At 68.8% G+C, this 19,265-nt stretch carries 18 protein-coding genes; 6 read left to right on the top strand and 12 right to left on the bottom strand.

Annotated features, from left to right (window positions below):
• Positions 1–69: 69 nt before the first annotated feature.
• The 3 genes from RIV12_RS03095 to RIV12_RS03085 all read left to right on the top strand — a co-directional run bounded on the left by RIV12_RS03095 (position 70) and on the right by RIV12_RS03085 (position 3,308).
• Positions 70–2,187, top strand: coding sequence for a PspC domain-containing protein (locus RIV12_RS03095; protein WP_309322070.1), 2,118 nt, complete (start codon positions 70–72; stop codon positions 2,185–2,187).
• A gap of 74 nt (positions 2,188–2,261) precedes the next feature.
• A complete protein-coding gene (locus RIV12_RS03090; RefSeq protein WP_309322069.1) occupies positions 2,262–2,756 on the top strand; it encodes a type 2 periplasmic-binding domain-containing protein in 495 nt (164 codons plus the stop codon).
• Positions 2,757–2,936: 180 nt separating this feature from the next.
• Complete coding sequence (locus tag RIV12_RS03085) at positions 2,937–3,308, top strand: SdpI family protein (protein WP_309322068.1); 372 nt, start codon at positions 2,937–2,939, stop codon at positions 3,306–3,308.
• A 65-nt stretch (positions 3,309–3,373) separates the two neighbouring features.
• Here RIV12_RS03085 and RIV12_RS03080 read toward each other — a convergent pair whose 3' ends face one another.
• From RIV12_RS03080 to RIV12_RS03065, 4 genes are all read right to left on the bottom strand, one after another.
• Entirely contained in the window at positions 3,374–3,967 is a 594-nt protein-coding gene (locus tag RIV12_RS03080) for a DJ-1 family glyoxalase III (RefSeq protein ID WP_309322067.1), read from the bottom strand.
• Between the two features lie 87 nt (positions 3,968–4,054).
• A complete protein-coding gene (locus RIV12_RS03075; RefSeq protein WP_309322066.1) occupies positions 4,055–5,587 on the bottom strand; it encodes an alpha-amylase in 1,533 nt (510 codons plus the stop codon).
• A 399-nt stretch (positions 5,588–5,986) separates the two neighbouring features.
• Positions 5,987–7,102 carry a 5-methylcytosine restriction system specificity protein McrC gene (locus RIV12_RS03070; protein WP_309322065.1) on the bottom strand — a complete coding sequence of 372 codons (1,116 nt, stop codon included), beginning with the start codon at positions 7,100–7,102 and terminating at the stop codon, positions 5,987–5,989.
• On the bottom strand, positions 7,099–9,078 hold the full coding sequence (locus tag RIV12_RS03065) for an McrB family protein (protein ID WP_309322064.1): 1,980 nt from the start codon (positions 9,076–9,078) through the stop codon (positions 7,099–7,101). The genes RIV12_RS03070 and RIV12_RS03065 overlap by 4 nt, the downstream gene beginning before the upstream one ends.
• A gap of 343 nt (positions 9,079–9,421) precedes the next feature.
• On the opposite strand from RIV12_RS03065, the gene RIV12_RS03060 reads away from it, so the two are divergent.
• Together RIV12_RS03060 and RIV12_RS03055 are read left to right on the top strand one after the other, a co-directional pair.
• On the top strand, positions 9,422–9,625 hold the full coding sequence (locus tag RIV12_RS03060; RefSeq protein ID WP_075417277.1) for a CopG family transcriptional regulator: 204 nt from the start codon (positions 9,422–9,424) through the stop codon (positions 9,623–9,625).
• A gap of 12 nt (positions 9,626–9,637) precedes the next feature.
• Positions 9,638–10,015 carry a type II toxin-antitoxin system death-on-curing family toxin gene (locus tag RIV12_RS03055; protein ID WP_075417278.1) on the top strand — a complete coding sequence of 126 codons (378 nt, stop codon included), beginning with the start codon at positions 9,638–9,640 and terminating at the stop codon, positions 10,013–10,015.
• 362 nt (positions 10,016–10,377) lie between these two features.
• On the opposite strand, the gene RIV12_RS03050 is transcribed toward RIV12_RS03055, so the two are convergent.
• The 4 genes from RIV12_RS03050 to RIV12_RS03035 all read right to left on the bottom strand — a co-directional run bounded on the left by RIV12_RS03050 (position 10,378) and on the right by RIV12_RS03035 (position 14,056).
• Entirely contained in the window at positions 10,378–11,187 is an 810-nt protein-coding gene (locus tag RIV12_RS03050; RefSeq protein ID WP_075417279.1) for a class I SAM-dependent methyltransferase, read from the bottom strand.
• An 88-nt stretch (positions 11,188–11,275) separates the two neighbouring features.
• A complete protein-coding gene (locus tag RIV12_RS03045) occupies positions 11,276–12,058 on the bottom strand; it encodes an alpha/beta hydrolase family protein (protein ID WP_309322062.1) in 783 nt (260 codons plus the stop codon).
• A 98-nt stretch (positions 12,059–12,156) separates the two neighbouring features.
• On the bottom strand, positions 12,157–13,038 hold the full coding sequence (locus tag RIV12_RS03040) for an alpha/beta fold hydrolase (RefSeq protein WP_309322061.1): 882 nt from the start codon (positions 13,036–13,038) through the stop codon (positions 12,157–12,159).
• Complete coding sequence (locus tag RIV12_RS03035) at positions 13,031–14,056, bottom strand: NADP-dependent oxidoreductase (protein WP_075417282.1); 1,026 nt, start codon at positions 14,054–14,056, stop codon at positions 13,031–13,033. Before RIV12_RS03035 ends, RIV12_RS03040 begins: the two co-directional genes overlap by 8 nt.
• Before the next feature lie 113 nt (positions 14,057–14,169).
• Between RIV12_RS03035 and RIV12_RS03030 the strand changes: the two genes are divergently transcribed.
• Positions 14,170–14,577 (top strand): winged helix-turn-helix transcriptional regulator, encoded by a 408-nt coding sequence (locus tag RIV12_RS03030; RefSeq protein WP_309322060.1) that lies wholly within the window; start codon positions 14,170–14,172, stop codon positions 14,575–14,577.
• A 92-nt stretch (positions 14,578–14,669) separates the two neighbouring features.
• Here the strand turns inward: RIV12_RS03030 and RIV12_RS03025 are convergent, their stop codons facing one another.
• The 4 genes from RIV12_RS03025 to RIV12_RS03010 all read right to left on the bottom strand — a co-directional run bounded on the left by RIV12_RS03025 (position 14,670) and on the right by RIV12_RS03010 (position 19,139).
• Positions 14,670–15,353, bottom strand: coding sequence for an SDR family NAD(P)-dependent oxidoreductase (locus tag RIV12_RS03025; protein ID WP_309322059.1), 684 nt, complete (start codon positions 15,351–15,353; stop codon positions 14,670–14,672).
• Positions 15,313–15,453, bottom strand: a complete 141-nt coding sequence (locus RIV12_RS03020) for an SDR family NAD(P)-dependent oxidoreductase (RefSeq protein ID WP_309322057.1) — start codon at positions 15,451–15,453, stop codon at positions 15,313–15,315. Before RIV12_RS03020 ends, RIV12_RS03025 begins: the two co-directional genes overlap by 41 nt.
• Before the next feature lie 215 nt (positions 15,454–15,668).
• Positions 15,669–16,448 carry a carboxymuconolactone decarboxylase family protein gene (locus RIV12_RS03015; protein ID WP_309322056.1) on the bottom strand — a complete coding sequence of 260 codons (780 nt, stop codon included), beginning with the start codon at positions 16,446–16,448 and terminating at the stop codon, positions 15,669–15,671.
• Positions 16,449–16,577: 129 nt separating this feature from the next.
• On the bottom strand, positions 16,578–19,139 hold the full coding sequence (locus RIV12_RS03010; RefSeq protein ID WP_309322055.1) for a glycoside hydrolase family 3 protein: 2,562 nt from the start codon (positions 19,137–19,139) through the stop codon (positions 16,578–16,580).
• Positions 19,140–19,265: the final 126 nt, after the last annotated feature.

Below are 19,265 nucleotides of genomic sequence, written 5' to 3'. Positions count from 1 at the left end.
GGACAATCCGGGATCATTCAGGGGTTCCCCTGATCGTGCCGCAGGTCCTTGACGCGAAGAATTGTTGACATGAACGACATGCCCGCTTCCCCGTCTGACGGTGACTCTCCCACCGGCTCCGATTCCTCCACTTCCCCCGAGACCTCCGCTCCTTCCACCCCCCACGGCGCCGCTGGCGCCCAGCGCGATTCCCAGCAGGGCCCGCAGTACGGTCCGCAGGCGGGCCCCCCGCCCTCCTTCCAGCAGTACGGCGGACCCCGGCCCGGGCCTCAGGGTGGCTCGACCCACCGCTTCTTCGACTCCCTGCGCGGCTCGGGCCTCATGCGCACCAACGAGCGCTGGATCGCGGGCGTGGCCGGAGGCGTGGCGTACCGCTTCGGCCTGGATCCCACCCTGGTGCGTTGCGTGTGGGTGGTGCTCTCGCTCTTCGCCGGCGTCGGCCTGGTCCTCTACGGCCTGGCCTGGGCCCTCCTGCCTGAGGAGTCCGATGGGCGCATCCACCTGGAGGAGGCCCTCTCCGGCCGTTTCAACGCGGGCCTGGCGGGCGCCATCGGTATGACGATCGTCGGCATGTCGACATTCAGTAACGGCTTCATCCCCAGTTGGTACGTCCACCAGGCGGGCACCGCGGGGATCGCCGCCGCCCTGTGGACCCTGTTCTGGTTGGGGTTGATCGTCCTGGGCGCAGTCTTCCTCATCCGCAGCGCCCAGAACCGGCGCGCGAACCGACAGGCCGCTCGAGGCCCTCAGGGACCCCAGCCCTGGCAGACCGGCGCTCCCGGCGCCGCTCAGGCCCCCGGCGCCCACCCCGGTAGCCAGGACGGTCAGGCCAGTCAGGCCGGGGACTTCGCTCCGACCGCGAGCTCCGCAGCGGGCTCCATGCCGGCCTGGGCCTCCTCGACGCCCGGCTCCGGCGCCCCGGCCTTCAACCAGCCGGCCGGCGGCCAGAGCTGGCAGAGCCGCTCCTACCGGCAGTACCCGGCCTACCAGCCGGCGCCCATGCCGGCCCGTCCACCGCGCCCGCGCCGTCCCGGCCCCGGTTCCTCGCTGTCGCTGGCGGTCCTGGGCCTGGGACTCCTGACCGGAGCGGGCATCTGGTACGCCACGGCGACCCATCGCGTCGGCCTCATCCAGGGCCAGTTCATCCTCATCGGCACCCTGGTCGCCATCCTGGGAGCGGGCATCGTCGCCAGTGGCCTGCGCCGTCGGCACGGCGGCTGGATGACGGTACTGGGCTGGCCGGTCCTGTTCGTCGTTGCGATCCCCGCTCTGGCCGCTGCATCGATCGTCCCCACGAGCCTGGCCCGCATGCCCTTCGGGACCCTCAAGGACTCGACCACCGTCGCCTCGAGCACGGTGACCTGGAAGGAGCTGACGTCGTCGGCCAGCGGCGGCAGCGTCACCCGCACCAAGAACATCGGTGACCTCACCCTGGATCTGCGTGACATGCCCGCTGCGGAGGCAGGCAAGCTCTCCACCATCACCGCCCACCTCGACGTCGGAACCCTGCGTATCAAGACCGACACCAACCAGCGGGTGACGGTCAAGGCCGACGTCGATATGGGGGCGATCGACTCACAGGTCGCCCGGGCCTGGACCGTCAACGGCCGACAGATGGATCAGGAAGACGACACACGTCGCTATGACGTGACCGGCAAGAGCATCTCCACCTACAGCAGCTCCAACGGCGGGCTGGACGTCAAACGCACTCTGGCCTCCCCCAGTAGTAGTGACGGGCGGCCGGAGATCACGATCAACGCCTCGGTGGACACCGGGACGATCAACGTCGAGGAGTACAGCAACACCGTCTCCTGGTACGGCAGCACCGACGAGCCCGTGTGGATCGTCAGCTCCTGGTACGACAAGAAGGGCGATGCCCACAGTGATGCTCTGCCGGTTCCGGGTATGAACCACCAGGCCATCACGGCCAAGGACGCCGAGGCCTGCATCCGCACGGCCCACGAGAGCGTGGGCGGGGACGACCGCAGCGAGGATGTCAGCTGGAGCAACCTGTCCGACCTGACCTCCGCGGAGCGCCCCTCCTACGACTCCTGCGTGCACAAGACCCTGTCCGGGCAGGGCGCCGCACAGCCCGGTGCGACCCCGAGCCCCTCCGGATCGGCCGCTCCGACACCGTCCCCGGCGCCCACCAAGCAGTCCGCCACGACCACCCCGACAGCCGGCTGATCGCGCCCGCGCACCGGCCTCAGCCACGAGAACTCTTCCCGGGCACGTCCCGGCCCCACCCAAGGAGACCCCCCATGAGCAGCACCTCATCCACGACGTCGCCCGACGACGCCGGCAGCAACAGCACCGAGGCGACCGGCGAGGACGCCACCAGGCCCTTCCCGACCGCCGGCGACACCCAGCCCCTGACCCTGCCGGTGACTCAGCCCGCGGCCGAGCCAGCAGGTGAGCCGGAGACTCAGCCGGTCACCATGCCACTGCCCGCCTCCGAGGAGGCCGGCGCGGAGACGGCTTCCGCGGGCTCGGCGCCCACGTCATCGACGTCGAGCCCGGTGTGGAGCGCCGGGACGGTCACTGACCGGGACCGGCCGCAGAAGCCCCAGGACATCAAGGGATCCACGCTCCTGTGGGGGGCCTTCCTGCTCCTGGTGGGCGGGCTGCTCATCGCGGCGGGACTGGGGCTGCGCTTCGACTTCACGACGACGGCCATCGCCTGCCTGGCGGGCCTGGGAGGTCTGCTCGTCGTCGCCGCCCTCATCCCCAAGGGGCGCCGCAGCATCAAGCCCTGATCCGCCCGCATTCACCCCGTACCCGCCCCATCGAGCCGCGAGGACGCACCTCAGGGCCCGCCGACTGCACCTCCACGGTGCGTCCGCGAACCCGAACGTGCGTCCTCGCGGCGTACTCTTCAGAGAGAACTCAGCGGAACCGAGAACCTCCACCAGTCCGACGGATAATGAGGGACATCGATGGTTGAGACAGCATTCTCCATATTCATGAGCCTGATCCTGAGCGTAACCGGCATCCTGCTCGTGGTACTGGGACGCCGGATGGCGAAGCGCAGACTCCCACCGAACTCGTGGGCGGGAGTGCGCTACGAGATCGCGCTGCGCTCGGAGGAGAACTGGTACACGATGCAGGCCCGGTGCGCGGCAGCGACTGTGGGACTGGGCGTGGTCCTCCTCGACTCGGCTATCCTCTTCGCCATTCAGGCGGTCCTGCCCGAGACGGTCTCGATCCTGGTCCCCCTGGTCATCATGCTGATTCAGACGGTTGCCGGTATCGCGTTCCTTCACGTTCAGGCCCGCAGGTGCGCCGCGGAGCTGACGCAGAGTGCGTAGGTCGGCTCCCCCACTGACACGGGTGAGGGAGCCGGTCGGGGATAGTCGGCGTCCGGGGTGAGCGCTCAGCCCTGGTAGACGATCTTGGCCTTGACGTCGTCGACAGCCTCCTCGCCCAGGTAGTGGCGCACGATCTCCAGGCCGAAGTCGATGGCGGTACCCATGCCGCGCGAGGTGATGACGGGGCCATCGGTGACGACGGCGGCCTGGCTGACCTGCGCGCCGTGCTCGGCGAGCACGCCCACGAAGCCGGGATTCGACGTCGCCTGGCGACCCTCGAGCAGGCCCAGCTCGGCCAGGATCGAGGGGGCGGCGCAGATGGCGGCCACGGGCCTGCCGGCGCGCACCCGCTCGGTGACCGCGGCCATGAGGGGCTCGACGGCCTTGAGGTTGGGGGTGCCGGGGATGCCGCCGGGCAGGACGAGCATGTCGTAGTCGGCCAACTTCGCCTCGGCCAGGGTGAGGTCGCAGGTGACGACGATGTTGTGGGAGGAGACGACGGACCGTTCAGGGGTCACGGAGATCATCGTCGAGGGGATGCCGGCGCGGAAGAGGATGTCCACGGTCGCCAGCGCCTCGACCTCCTCCAGTCCCGGCGCGATGAAGACGGCGACGGTCTTATCGGTCCTCTGGTCGGTGGGCGCGTGGAAAGCGGGCATGTCTCCTCCAGGAAGGTCGGTGCGGGTGCCGCCATCACCCTACGCGCCCACAGCATCGGCCGAGAAGGCTGGCCCCGGCACTATGACTCAGCGCTGGCGCAGGAGGTGCTGCTCGGCGTTGTCCAGGATCGGCCAGGCGGCCTCCGGCGCGTAGACGCTCAGGCCGCCGTCGGATACGGCAAGCTCGACGTCGCCGTCGTCGGCGACGGTGACCGGCTCGTGCTCGCCCAGGACGCAGATCCACTGCTCGCCGGCGTGCCGAGCCCCGACGTGGAGACGCTTGGTCCCGGCCCTGCGGTCGGACAGGACGACGGCGAGCCCGGAGCCGGGGTGGGCATCGTCGCCCTCGCGCGCGAAGCCGACGAGGTCGGGGTCGTCGAGGGCGTCGTGCTGGGGGCCGTGGGCCAGTGCGCGCCGCATGGTCATGAGCAGCGGCAGCTCGGTGACGGCCGGCAGGTCATCGGTCTCGGGGGTGCCGAACAGGTCGCCCCAGAAGACGCAGGGGGTCCCGGTCTCGCGCAGCAGGATGAGGGCGTAGGCCGAGGGTTTGAACCACGACTCGATGGTGGAGGCCAGCGACTGACCCGGCTGGGTGTCGTGGTTCTCCACGAAGGTCACGGCGCGGGCGGGGTCGGAGGCCACGAGAGTGCCCTCGAAGAGGCGGGACAGGTCGACGTCGCCGTTGGAGGTGGAGGCGGCGTGCAGGTGGAAGTGGAGGGGGACGTCGAACAGGCTCATGAAGGGAACGGCCTCCAGGTAGCCCTCCAGCTCGGCGACGTCGCGGGTCCAATACTCGCCCACGGCTGGCAGGGCGCGCCCGGTGGCGCGTCGCAGCTCGGGCAGCCAGCGGGCGAAGAAGTCGGCGCCGACGTGCTTGAGAGCGTCCAGGCGCAGGCCGTCGACGCCGGTGGTCTCCACGTACCAGCGCCCCCAGCGATCCATCTCGGCACTGACGGCGGGGTCGGTGACGTGGACGTCGGAGCCCATGAGGTAGTCGTAGTTGCCGAGCTCGTCGTTGACGTTCTCGTTCCACTGCTTGCCCTCGAAGAGCCACACGCCCTGCTGGTGGCGGGCCTCGTCCCAGTCGGTGCCGTGGAAGCAGGTCCAGTCCCAGGTGAAGTCCGAGTGGGCACCGTTGCGCCCCGGGAAGGTGTAGCGGGTCCAGGCGGTGATCTCCTCGGCATCGCCGATGGGGCGCATGCGGTCGTGGGGATCGACGGGCGTGGCGCGCACGACCTCGGTGCCGTCTCCGCCCATACGGTGGTTGAGGACGATGTCCGCCACGACACTGATACCGGCCGCGTGCAGGGCCTCAATGGCGGCGAGGTAGTCCTCCTTGGTGCCGTACTTGGTGGGGACGGTGCCCTTCTGGTCGAACTCGCCCAGGTCGTAGGTGTCGTAGACGCCGTAGCCGACGTCCTCCACGCCGGCCTGTCCCTTGTAGGCAGGCGGCAGCCACACCGAGCTCACCCCGCAGTCGGCCAGGAGGGCGGCGTTGTCCGCCAGGAGGCGCCAGTGGGTGGAGTCGGCGGGCAGGTCCCAGGCGAAGGCCTGGAGCAGGAGGGGGTTGACGACGTCGTCAGGGTTGGCGGGACTGGGCTGGGCGTGGTTCTCGGTCACGGTTCCGATGCTGCCAGTCCTCCCCCGCGGGCGACAGCCGAATAAGCAACCAAGAACTCCATGCGTGTCCGCCTGCCCCGTGCCAGGTTGTCCTACGCCGGTCCGCACGATCCCTCCCGGTGTCCCACATGGCTCGACGGCCGGCGGCATTCCACGCGGCCGGGTGTGTGCGCCTGCGGCCGGGGACATTCCACGCGGCCAGGGGCGTGTCCTTCCGGGTGGGGGCATTCGACGCCGTCGGGGACCGGAATCCTGTCCCCCAACGCGCGACATGTCACCGGCCGGAAGAAAGTGCACCCCTGCGCGCAGAGTGTCCCCCGCCGGAGGGGAATGCCCCCGGCCGAGGGAAGGATGCGATGTGGGCAGTGCGGAACGGCGCCGCTCGCGACTCGCGAGTGGTCAGATTGACGTGAGCAGGGCGGCGACGTCGTCGAGCTGAGCGGCGATCTCCGTGAAGTCCCGGTCCAGGTCGAGGGTGCGCACATGGAAGCGGTGCCCGGTCTCGATCCACGTCTCGCAGATCGGCGGTTCGACGGCGGTCTGGGCGTAGAGCAGCATGCCGGCGACATCGCGCCCGGCCTGCCGGGGGTCGCTGGCCTCATGCATGACGTAGCTGTAGATCTGGTTGCGGTTGGCCGGGGACAGGATCTGCCTGTCGTAGCGGGAGCCGAGGATGCGCCCGTAGCACTTGGTGTCGATGATGAGGGTCCGCTGCGGCCCGGTCAGGACGATGTCGGTGTGCAGCCCTGGGAGGAAGACCGGGGCGTCCTCGATGCCTCCACTCACCCAGGGAGCGCCGGCGCGCAGGCGGGGGTGGTGGCGGCGGAAGTAGGCCAGGACGAAGCGCTCGTACAGGGCGCTCAGCTCCTGGGGGTCGAGGAAGTCGGCGAGGCTGACCGTGCCGTCGGCGCCGCTGAGCAGCCGCTCGTCCAGGATGAGCCGGCACACGCCCATGAGCAGCCGGTAGGAGCGGTTACCCCTGTGGAAGCGCAGCCTCTCCCAGTGCAGGTGCCTGAGGTCCGCGGCGCTCATCACCTTGACGTCGCCCATGACGAGCAGCGTGGACTTCAGGCGGGTCCTGCGAGCCGGGGCGATGTCGCCGTGCAGGATCAGGCGCAGGGCGGCGGTCTTGAGGAGCCGGTTCATGAGGGTGTTCTCGGTGCGCTCGTCGTAGCCGCAGCGCACCAGGCTCCGGCGGCGGGCTCTGAGCCGCATCGTGGCAGCCGGGTCGATGCGCCCCCGCACAACCGTCAGGTCCTCGGTGAAAGGCTGGTAGTCCCGCTCAAAACCGCGTCGGCGCTGGTTGTCCAGCCCGCCGGCCAGGATCGCGGCGAGCATGTCGTGCACGTGCTCGAAGTCCTCGGCCGCCAGGCGCCGGTGCTCTCCGGTCTCCAGTGCCTTGAAGGCGTAGGCGAGCATGTAGTAGACGTTCTTGAGCAGGACGGTGCTGGGACCACGCTGGTGCGGTCGGCCGGGAGCCCCGTTTCGCGCCGGGCCGGGCAGGGATGCCGTCATGGCAGGATGCTCTCCAGGGCGTGAATGCTCTCGTCCATCGCAGCCGGGTTGTCGAACCAGTACTCGCGCACCAACGGAGCCAGCTCGTAGCGCACCACCGAGGCCACATCCGCATCCGCCCCCGCAGGGTTCTCGGGGTCTGCCGCAGGCAGGCACAGGTAGGAGTGGCCGATCTGGAACCCGGGCCCGAGGGACTCGTCCTCGGCGATCCTCTGGTTGAGGCGGCGCACGACGTCGACCAGCGCTTCCAGCCTCACGCTGCCCACGGCCTCGACGTGCCTGAGGAACCCAGGGTGATCGAGGGCCGGCCTCATCTCGAAGAAGGCGAAGCGGCGCCGCAGCGCGTAGTCGATGAGGGCCAGGCCCCGGTCGGCGGTGTTCATCATGCCGATGATGTGGAGCCGCTTCGGGACGGACAGCAGCTCCCCGGACACCGGCAGGCGCAGCGCCTCCCCACGGTGCTCGGCCTCGATGAGCATGAGCAGCTCGCCGAAGGCCTTGGAGATGTTGGCCCGGTTGATCTCGTCGATGATGAACACGTAGTCCCGCCCCGGGTCGGCGGCGGCGCGCCGGCAGAACCTGGCGAAGACGCCCTCGGCGGCCGCGAACCCGCCCTCGGCCGTGGGACGCAGCCCGACGACGACGTCCTCGTAGGCGGTCGACTGGTGGAACTGCACCACCTCCACCCGCGAGTCATCCGTCTGCCCCATGAGGGCGTATGCCAGGCGCTTGGCCGCGAAGGTCTTCCCCGTGCCAGGAGCGCCCTGGAGGATGAGGTTCTTCTTGCGGCGCAGCAGCCCGAGCATCTGCTCCAGGTCCTCAGGACTGAGAAAGACCTCGTCCAAGAAATCGGCACTGGTGTAGTGCTCGTCCGCCTCATCGAGATCGTTGTTCCCGCGCCGCTCGTCCACGGATGCGGAAGAGTGCGAGTCCTCGATTCCGATCAGTGCGTTGAGCTGATCCGGTGTGTACTTCGTGTTCTCTGTGAGGCGTTGCAGCATCAGTCTGCCGATTCGCTGCTCGAGCGGCCAGGAGCCGACATGCGTCCACTCGACGTCACGCACAGCCCGGAAGGATGACCGGTCCTCGTCATAGCGATAGTCGGAGCGAACTACTCCGCGCCCCACGATCTCATTGAAGCTACGGCGGACATAGACGATGTCGCCCGGTTTCATGGCATGGATGTAGTCCCACACTGAGTCGGCGGCCTTACGTGGGCGGCCGCCCCAGTCCCCGTAATGGGTGTAGAGCGCATCCAGGAGCGACTCCTTGTCGGGGAAGGAGGCAAGATCGCCGACCCGGTCCCAGTTGAGCGCCATGATCCCAGCGGTTCGAAACTCATCCCATCTCGCCGCACCCTCACCCGGGGTGTAGAGCCAGTGCTGGAGCTCATGCTTCTTGGCTTGATTGGAGTCCCCGACACCCTGCGCCCGGACGGAGGCAGTCGACGCGCCCGAGGAGTTCCGGTCCCGGAACAGCGACTCGAGCTGGGCTGGGTTGTAGCTCGTGTTCTCCGTGACTCGTTGCAGGCTCACTGCGCCCACACGCCGGTCGAGCGGCCAGGAGCCGACATGCGTCCACTCAATGTCGCGCACGCAGCGGTAGGCGGGCCGGGCGTCGTCGTAACGGAAATCCGAGCGGACAACGCCACGCCCGATGATCTCGGTCGGACCGCGCCGGGCGTAGACGACGTCACCGGGGCGCATCACGTCAGAGAAGTCCCGGATCATCCCGGCCGCGCCGGTCGGCCTGCCTCCCCAGTCCCCGTAGCCGGCCTCCAGCGCCTCGATGACGGCCTCCTCATTCGGGTAGCTCGTGGGGTCGCCGATCCGGTCCCAGTTGAGCGCCATGATCCCGGCCGTTCGAAACTCCTCCCATTTCCCGGCACCCTCACCCGGGACATAGAGCCAATAGCCGCGTTCCTGTTCCTCGGCTGTCTGAACATCCTCGTCCGACGCCGTCATCGGCTCGCTCATGGTTCCTCCTCATTGCCCGTACCCGCGGCTTTGCGAGAACGTCCAGGGAGCATAGTAGTGCCGGCTCATCCCATCGGTACCAGCCGGGTACGCGCGCCTCCGGGCCTGGACATCCGACGCCGTCGGGGACATTCCACGCGGCCGGGGGCATGTCGTTCCGGCCGGGCGCATTCGACGCCGTCGGGGACCGGAATCCTGTCCCCCTACGCGCAGGGCGTCCCCGGCCGGAAGAGAATGCACCCCCACGCGCCAAATGTCCCCGATGGTGAGCCGCAGACTCTTGTCGATCCTGAGAACACACCCCACCTGATACCAGTCTGGTACCACCTGCTACTGTGGACGTATGGCGATGACATTGCGTTTGAGCAAAGAGGATGAGCGGCTGCTCGCGCTCCTTGCGGAGGAGGACGGAGTCAGCCGCCAGGAGGCGACGATCCGGGCGATCCACGAGGCGGCCGCGCGCCGCGGACATGAGCAGCGAGTCGCGGACGCCTCCGCCCGCATCCGCAGCCGATACGCCGAGGTCCTGGAACGCCTCGGCCGCTGATCGGGCGCAGAAATGGTTGAGTACCTGACGCTCGAGGACGCGTTGTCACTCATTGGGGACCTCGCTGTGGGACCGGTCCGGGATCTCGGCCTGCTCGACGCGGCGTTGCACCGACCTGCAACCATGCTCTGGGGACGCGACGCTTACGCCACGATCGATGAGAAGGCGGCGGCTCTGCTCGATTCCCTGGTCCGCAATCATCCGCTGGTGGATGGCAACAAGCGCCTGGGGTGGTTGGCCACGCTGGTCTTCCTGGACGTCAACGACCACTGGGTCGAGGCGCCCGACGACGACGCCTACCGGCTGGTGATGGACGTCGCCGCTGGGGAGCTCTCACTCAAGGAGATCGCTGAGGCCCTATCGCGATGGCACGGCCACGGCTCGGAATAGAGCAGCACTGTGGGGCAAGGCGTCGATCTCTCGGCTTGGAGACGCGCCCCTCCGGGCCTGGACATCCGACGCCGTCGGGGACATTCCACGCGGCCGGAGGCATGTCGTTCCGGCTGGGGGCATTCGACGCCGTCGGGGACCGGATTCCTGTCCCCCTACGCGCAGGGTGTCCCCGGCCAGGAGAGAATGCACCCCCACGCGCAGAATGTCCCCGTCGAGATCGGCCGCCCAGGCCTAGTGTCGGTACCGTGCCGACCAGTGCCAAGCCAGCACCGGTCCAGCGCCGAGCAGTGCCAGGCCGGCACCAAGCCAGGTCCTTACCCAACGCCCGGCCCAGCACCGGACCAGCGTCCATCCAGCGCTCAGGCCGAGGCTCGCAGCACCACGATGCGCTCGGCGAGCTTGTCCACCAGCGGCAGCCGCATCAGAGGCGCGAGCAGGGGGTGATAGCGCGCGATGGTTTGGGTGAAGGGGACGTCGTGGAGCAGTGTGTAACCGGGGGCCACCGTCCGGCGGAACTCCGAGGCGCTGGAGCAGCCGTAGGTGTAGCGCGCCCCCGCGTCCTCTACTGAGCGCTCCCGGCCGTACTTCTGGAACAGTCGGGGCATGACCTCGATGAGGACGGTCGCGCCGGGCAGGCGCGCGGCGATGATGTCCAGGAGCGTGCACACCTCCTCCTGCTCTAGATACATGCTCAGCCCCTCGATGATGACGAGCACGTCGCGGCTCACGTCCCCCAGCTGGTCGGGCCAGGCGGGGTCGAGGGCGGAGGCCGCGATCGTGCGGTGACGCTCACCGTCCCCGAGCAGCCGACGTCGCAGCGCGATGACGTCGGGCAGGTCGAGGTCGTACCAGGTGACGTGCCCGTCGTCGAGGCGCTGGAAGCGGGTGTCGAGCCCGCAGGCGATGTTGACCACCGTGCAGCCGGGGTGGGTGTGCAGGTACCCGGCTACGAGCGGGTCGAGTGTGAGGGTGCGCAGCACGACGCCGTCGGCCATGAGCCGGTCCTGGGCGGCCAAGGTGAAGTCGTAGTCGAGCCGAGAGACGAGCTCGACGGCGGCGGGGTCCGTGAAGCGCGGGCGGTCGGAGAGCGTGTGCTCCGCCCTGGCGTGGAGGGTCAGCAGCATCGTCTTGCTGACACTGGTCAGGTCCGCGGTCCCGTGTGCGCTCATGCGGTCAATTCTGCGGTGCCGGCGATTCGGGCACCAGTGCCGTCAGAAAACGGAATACGTCTCCGAGCCCCACGCCCAGCCGCGCGGCTCAGTCCTCCTCCAGGACACCGTTCCAGGCCAGGAAGTCGGTGGTACGGCGCATGGCCTCCTCCCAGCTGGCGTCGCCGAAGCCGTGGGCGGCGCCGGGGATGGTGACGAGCTCGGCATCGGGCGTGGCGCTCACAGCGGCCCGGGAGACCTCGATGGGCACGGAACGGTCCTGGTCCCCGTGGACGATGAGGACGGGGCGGCGGTAGGTGGCCAGCTCGGCCCCGACCTCCAGGTTCCAGCCGTCGACGGCGTAGGTGCGCCCCAGGCGGGTGCCCGCCCAGTCGAACTCCTCGGGCACTGCCGCCAGGGTGCGGAAGGCGGCGCGCAGGTTCTCCCCCAGTTTCAGTGCCGGGTACCACAGGGCCAAAGCCGTGATCCGTTGCGAGTGGCGGGCGGCCGCGAGCGCCGCGACCGCTCCGCCCAGGCTCAGCCCGAACAGGGCGACCCGGGAGGCGTCGACCTCCGGCCAGGCGCACGTGGCGGTAAGGACGGCTTCGAGGTCGGCCAGCTCGGTGAGGGCCGACATCGCGGTGGTCTCGCCCTGGCTGGCGCTGCCGCCGCCCCCGCGGAAGTCGAAGCAGACGGCCACGGCTCCGGCGGCGGCGAAGCGGCGTGCCATGGGTGCGACGCGGGTGTGGGAGCCCTCCATGCCGTGGCAGCAGATGACCAGGGGTGCGGGGGCCGACGACGCCGAGCGCGGGACGTAGGCCAGTCCTCCGATCCTCTGCCCCTGGGCGGTGAAGGTGACCTGCCGTGAGAGGTAGGGCTGAGTCGTCGTCACGTGCTCTCCTTGCTGTACGGGACCGGCAACGGGAGTCCGGCCCGGCGGCCATCGTAGACGGGCCGCCGGGCCTGGCTGCCGAATCGGGCTGCCCGGCCTCAGGAGTCGAGGTGGTCCAGCAGCGTGGGGATGAACTCCCGGTAGTACTGGAAGACCCCACCGTGGCCCGCCCCGGGGTAGATGACCAGGGTGCTGCCGGGGATCCGCCGGTGCATGTCCTGGGACAACGGGGTGGGGACCATACGATCGTGATCCCCGTTGGCGATCAGCGTGGGGGCCATGATCCTGGACAGATCCTGCGGCTGCTGGCGTCCCCATGCCTTGATGGCGGCAATCTGAGTACGGAATGCCTTCAAGGTGATCGGGGAGTCTCGCTCCATGACTCGTTCATGAATCCGGGCGAGGTAGTCGCGCGCTGCGGCCTTGCCGTCGGGTGTGCGCGGGAAGAAGAGGAACTCCTTGGCGTCGGTGCGGGCGAGCGCTCCGCGCAGCATGTCGAGGTAGACGTAGGCGGCTCCGGTTGGCCGGTCGATCCCCTTGCCCCCTGCAGGACCGGTTCCGGCCAGGACGAGCCGTCGGACCAGGCTCGGAGCGTCGAGAGTGACCTGCTGGGCGACGAACCCTCCCAGCGAGAAGCCCATGAGGTCGATCCGGGTCAGACCGAGCTCAGAGATGAAGGCCCGTGCGGCACTGGCCATGCCTTTGATGGTTCGTGGGACGTTCCCGGTGGAGGAGCCGACGCCCGGCAGGTCGACCGCAATGACGCGGCGGCCCTCGGCGAGCGCCTCAACGACGCGGGGGTCCCACTCGTCGAGGGTGGCCCCGAGGTGGGCGAGCAGGACAACGGGCGGCCTTCCGGAGTCGACCCCGAGGTCCCGGTAGGCGAAGGACTCTCCTCTCACCCGCAGGTGCCGGGTGGGAGCGGAGGTCCACCTGGTGATGGGCCCGGCGATCATGGTGGTGCCGTCTGTCTCAGGCATGAGCGGTGACCTCCTGCTCGCTGGTGGCCACGAGGACCTTGCCGCGGGTCCCGCCGGCCAGCAGCTGGTCGAGCGCGGCGAGGGTCTGCTCGAAGGGCAGAATCCGGTCGACGACGGGCTGGATGACGCCGTCGTCCACGAGACCGGCGATGGTGCGCAAGGCCTCTCCGTCGGGTTCGATGAACAGGAACCGGTAGCGCACGCCGAGTTTGCGGGCCTGGCGGCGCACCTTGAGGCTGAGGACGGACAGAGCGGCCTTGACCACCGGACCGGCGCCGGCCTGGTCGGCCAGTGACGGGTCGGGGGTGCCGGCGATGCCCACCACGATCCCACCGGGACGCAGGACCTGGAAGGATCGTGAGGTGATCTCGCCGCCCTGGGTGTCGACGACGATGTCCACAGGGGTCTCGGCCAGGCGCTGGACGAAGTCCTCACTGCGGTAGTCGATGACGATGTCCGCACCGAGCTGCCGGACCGTCTCGGCGCTGGAGGCCGAGGCCGTGGTGGCGATAGTGGCCCCCAGGTGCTTGGCGAGCTGGATGACGGCCGACCCCACTCCGCCGGCGCCACCGTGCACCAGGACCGTCTGGCCCGGCTGGAGGCGGCCGATCGTCACCAGAGACTGCCACGCGGTCAGAGCGACAACCGGCAAAGCAGCCGCTTGAGCCAATGAGATGCTCCGGGGCGCAGGGGCGAGGGCGTCGGCACCGACCACGACGAACTCGGCCCAGGTCCCCATGGCCACCACGCCGGTGTAGCCGTAGACCTGATCGCCAACGGCGAGTTCTGTGACCTGAGAGCCGACGGCGATCACCTCGCCGCTCAGCTCTCCTCCCATCACCTTGGGCAGGTCGAGCCGGAAGACGGCCTTGAACTCACCGGTACGGGTGCGCTCATCGGCGTGATTGACGCCGGAGGCGACCATCCGCACCAGGACCTGGCGCGGGCCGGGATCGGGAACGGGCATGTCGACGGCGCTCAGAGGGTGGCCGTACTTCTTCAGGACGAAGGCCTTCACGTGGTGTCCTTCCTGTGCCGCAGCACCAGACATCTAGTTGCATTGTGTTACCACTCGAAGTAGACGGTATGCTATCCGGTAACAGAATGCAACTACCTCGGAAGGAGGGCGCGATGATCCCCCGGCCCCGCTCCGCCTGCCCGATCAACCGCAGCCTCGAGATGCTCGGCGACAGGTGGAGTCTGCTGATCCTGCGAGACATCGTCCTGCATGACCGGCGCTCCTTCCGCGAGCTGCTCACCGGCAGCGAGGAGGGCATCAGCGCCCCCGTGCTGTCCCGCAGACTGGCCGACCTGGTGGAGGCGGGTTTCCTCACCAAGAATGAGGTCGCCCGCGGCAAGCAGGGGAGGTACTCGCTGACCGAGCAGGGCCTGGCAACAGTGCCGCTGCTGATCGAGCTCGGCAGACTCGGTGCACGCATCGACCCGTCGACCGCCCACAACGCCCCCAAACTCAGCACGGATCCCGACGACCTCACCAGGCGCATCGCCGCTCTCCGCGAGGCTCACGCCGAAGCATGACGCCCCCCGACTAGGCGCGGAGCGCCGAGCAACTCTGTGGGAGCGCCTCGGATTAAGAGACGCTCCCACAGAGAATCAGGACGACAGGCACCTCAGATGGCGCTGTAGCCGCCGTCGACGAGGATGGGCGAGCCGACGACGTAGCCGGAGGCCTTGGAGGCCAGGAACAGGATGGCGGCGTCGAGCTCGCCCTCCTTACCGAAGCGGTCCAGGGGGATCATGGCGCGGAAGGCCGATCCGGTGTCCTCGGCATCCAGGACGTCGGTGGTCAGCTCGGAGTAGAAGTAGCCGGGACACAGGGCGTTGACGGTGATGCCGTACTTGGCCCACTCGGCGGCCAGGGCGCGGGTAAGGTTCACGGCGCCACCCTTGGCGGCGTGATAGGCGGCCATGCCGGCGACGTTGGATCCGACCATGCCGTACATGGAGGCGACGTTGATGATGCGTCCGTAGCCGGCCGGGATCATGGCTTTCTTCGCAGCGGCGCGCGAGACGCGGAAGATGCCGTACAGGTCGATGTCAACCTCGGTGTCGAACTGCTCGTCGGTCAGGTCCTCGGCAGGGCCGAAGCTGCCGGTTCCGGCGTTGTTGACCACGATGTCGAGGCGACCGAAGGTCTCCAGGGCGGCATCGACGGCGCTCTCCACGCTGTCGGTATCGCGCACATCGCAGTGCAGGGCGAGGGTCTTGACCCCGAACTCCTCGGCGATCTCCTTGGCGACGGCCTCGACGCGCTCAACGCGGCTGCGCCACGGCGACGATGTTGGCGCCGGCACTGGCCAGAGCCTTGGCCATCTGGATGCCGATACCGGAGGAGCAGCCGGTCACGAGGGCCGCCTGGCCGGTCAGGTCGAAGTAGTTGCGGCCCATGATCATCTCTCTTCCTTGAGTCGTCCCTCGGCCCACCGGCCGAGCAGAACTGGTGTGAGGGTTGGGCACCCTGACGATCAAGAACATATATGGAAGAGAGAAGTTAGTACATATGATAAATCAGTGGTTGACCCGAGGAAGGTGACGCCAAGTCGAGAAAGCGCCCGCCCATCGCAGTGGGTCATCTCCGCAACGAGCGGCATCGAAGCGCTCAGCGTCTCTCAGCGGTAGGCCTCTGCGGAGGCGCTCTCGTCGTAGCGGGCCACGAGAACCAGGCCGGACAGGGCGTAAGGGCCACCGATGTAGGGCATGACCTGAACCAGGGCGGCGGCCACCTTCTGGCGGGAGGAGCCGGCCCTGATCGCGCCGGCCACGTGCGGGCGCAGCTGGGTGGTGGCGCCGATGGCGGCGATGGCCACGAGGCTGATGAGTTCGCGCTGGGCGACGTCGAGCCCGCCGCGGGTGGCGAAGTCGCCGAAGGCGGAGGAGGTCAGCAGGTGGGGCACGAACTCGTCGAAGGGCTCGGGCAGGGCGGAGAAGACCTCCTTGACCTCGTTGCCGTACAGCGGGGCCTGGATGGCGGCGCCGGCCTGCTCGCGGGCACTGGGGTCGGTGGCGTCGACGGTGCCGGCGTTCTCCAGGGGCAGGGAGATGCCGTTGGCCTCAAAGACCCCGTTGGCGATGTCGATGGCGTTGAGGGTCTTGGGGAAGCCGATGTAGGGGGCGCACTGGTAGATGGTCTCGCGCAGCTGGAGCGGGCTGGCGCCTATGTTGAGGGCGGCGCCCACATGCGCCCGCAGCTGCGGGAGGGTCTGCATGGCGGTCAGGACGGTGATGGTGAGCATCTCTCGCTCGACGTCGGTGAGGACTCCCGTGGAGAAGGCCTCGTCGAAGATTCCGTTCTGGAGGATGTCGAACAGCTCGGGGTCCGTGGGGTGGGGTTGGGGCTCCACCCCGAACAGCCTGGTGAAGGTCTCACGTGCCTGCGGTGTCAGCGCCATGGAGGGCTCCTTATGAAGTGCGAGCGGCTCAACCCGAGCATGTCACGTCCCTCCTCCGAGCGATAGGTTCTTCGACGCCCCTGCCTCGGCTTTCCGTGCGACGTGCGCGCGCACGTCGGCTGCCCTGGTTCACCCCTGCTCCTCACCGGAGCTACGGCCGGCCTCGGCATCCGCGAGCAGTCGGCGTTCGGAGCCTGCGAGTCTCCGGGCCGTGCGGATGACGCGGGCGGCCTGTTTCTCGAGCTCGTCGCGAGTCAGGCTCACGGCTCCGCCTTCCGGCTTGGTCCATCCACCCGGTCCACGGCCTGCGCTCCCTCGTTCAAGGGCTGCCAGGAGGTCCTCCCGGTCCGTCTCACCTCCGGGCATGAAGAGCTCGTTGCCGGCCTTGACGGTGGCGGCCGCGGTGGCACGCGGGTGCTTCATGTCGCTGCGGGTCATGCCGTCGACGACCCAATCGGTCATGACCAGGCCGTCGAAGCCCCACTCCCGGCGCAGGATCACCTCGAGCAGCTGGGCCGACTCGGAGGTGTGGACGCCGTTGATGAGGTTGTAGGAGGTCATGACGGCGGCGGGCCGGGCCTGGCGCACGCAGATCTCGAAGGCCCGCAGGTAGAGGTCGCGCAGGGCTCGGGGGCTGACCAGGCTGTTGGAGTTGAGGCGGTTGGTCTCCTGGTTGTTGCAGGCCAAGTGCTTCATGGTCACGCCCCGCCCCGGGTGGGACTGGACGCCGCGGGTGATGGCGGCGGCGATGCGTCCGGCCAGCAGCGGGTCCTCGGAGAGGTACTCGAAGTTGCGTCCGCACAGGACGGAGCGGTGCAGGTTGAAGGCGGGGGCGAGCCAGAGGTGGATGCCGAAGCGCTCCATCTCGGTTCCGACGACGTCGCCGAGGCGCTCGACGAGTGCCGGGCTCCAGGACTGGGCGAGCGCGGTGCCGATGGGGATGGCGGTGGTGTACTGCTCGCGGATCTCGGTGGGTTCACGGGGCTCGGGATCGTCGGCGATGCCGAGGGCCTCGCGTCCGGCGTCGTCCATGAGCTCGAGGAAGGTGGCGGGCAGGCTGGAGTCGCCCAGGGAGAAGGGGCCCTCGGCGTCGACACCGTAGGTGGGGGCCAGGCGCAGGCCGGCGGGGCCGTCGGCCATGATGATGCTGGGCAGTCCGGGGATCCGGGTGGTGGTCTGGCCCGCCGCACCGATGACGGTGGTGGAGGCGGCCCCGATGACGGAGCGGGACTCCTCGCCGCTGCGGTAGTCCCCCAGGACGGTATGGATGAGCTCGTCGTCGCAGAGCCCCCGGGCCTGGGTGAGGGCCTGGCTGAAGCCCTCCGGCGCGGCCTGCTCATCGGGCTCGGCGACGTCCGACCGGCGCAGGTGGGCCGGGTCGACGTCGAGCACCGGCAGGCCGGTCGGGATGTCGAGGATCGCCGGGGCATCGGGCTTCCAGTCCGTGAAGCCGGGTTGCCCCAGGTCGCCGGTCAGGCATCGGACGATTGCGTCCTGGGCGAGCTCGACGACGGCGACAGGGCTCAGGTGCCGGCTGGAGGTTCCCGCCCGCAGCAGGTAGCGGCCGGCCTCCAGGATCGTGGCGCGGGCGGCCTCGTCGTAGGAGGCCAGGTCGGTCAGGTCGAGGCCGATAGTGACCTGTGCCGTGGCGCCGGGGGCGATTTCGTCGGTCTTGGTGAAGCCTGCGAGTACCTGGAGCGGCTGGTCGAGGCGTCCGGCCGGGACTCCGGCGTAGACCTGGACGATCTCCTTGCCCGGGTAATCGCCGGTGTTGGTGACGTCGACGTCGATGCTCACGCGGGCGCCGTCAAGGCTCACCTGGCGGGTCTGGATGTCGAAGGTCGTATAGCCCAGCCCGAATCCGAAGGGGAAGAGGGGTTCCTTGCCGACCGAGTCGTAGAAGCGGTAGCCGACGTAGACTCCCTCGCGGTAGTGGGTGTCATCCGGGTCACCGAAGTCACCGATCTGGTCATCCTCGTCCCAGGCGCTCCAGGTGGTGGCGAGCTTGCCGGAGGGGTAGGTCAACCCCAGGAGAACGTCGGCGAAGGCGTCGCCGATGCAGGCGCCGAGCTGGGAGAGCAGGAGGATGTTGGCAACGTCATCGAGTGGACTGAGGTCGACGACGCCGCCCACGTTGAGTACGAGGAGGAAGCGCTCGAAGCGCTCGTTCAGGGAGCGGATATCGCGAATCTCGGAGGCGGTGAGCCTGAGGTCACCGGCCTCGGGGCTGCGGTCACTGCCCTCCCCGGAGGTTCGGGACAGGACGTAGACGGCCGCCTCCGGGGCGGCGTCGGTCTGGACGTCGAGTGGGATCGTGTACTCCGGCTCAGGCATGACCGAACCCATTCCGACCATGATGGCGGGGACGCGTCGCTCAGCCGCCTCGGCCCTGATGCCGGCGATGAAGTCCTCATGGGCCTGGTCGCGGACACGGTCGTAGGCCTCCAACCAGGGCCGGGTGACGATGGTGAAGCCGGCCACTTCCAGACCCTCCTCGATACTGGTGACATGGCGGGAGTTGACGTCACCGCTGCCTGTTCCACCTTTGATGGTGCCGCGGGCGCCGGAGCCGAACAGGGCGATCTCGCCCGGCTCAGTCAGGGGAAGGGCGCCGTCGGAGCGCAGCAGCACCATGCACTCGGGGGCCAGGGCACGGACGGCGTTGAGGTGATCGATCTCGTAGGCTTCCATATCGCGATCTCCTCTTGTCATGCCGACGGTGACGCCGCATGCAGGCCTCCGCATTGAGCGAAAGGGCTCGGTCTGCCCCATCATCACGGGGTTCTGATGCCTACGATAGATGAGGCGGGCACCGGA

Source organism: Actinomyces stomatis, from assembly GCF_031292835.1.
Classification (GTDB): Bacteria; Actinomycetota; Actinomycetes; order Actinomycetales; family Actinomycetaceae; genus Actinomyces; species Actinomyces stomatis.
The sequence above is the reverse complement of the archived record's forward strand: the minus strand, read 5'-3'. Positions and strand labels throughout refer to the sequence as shown.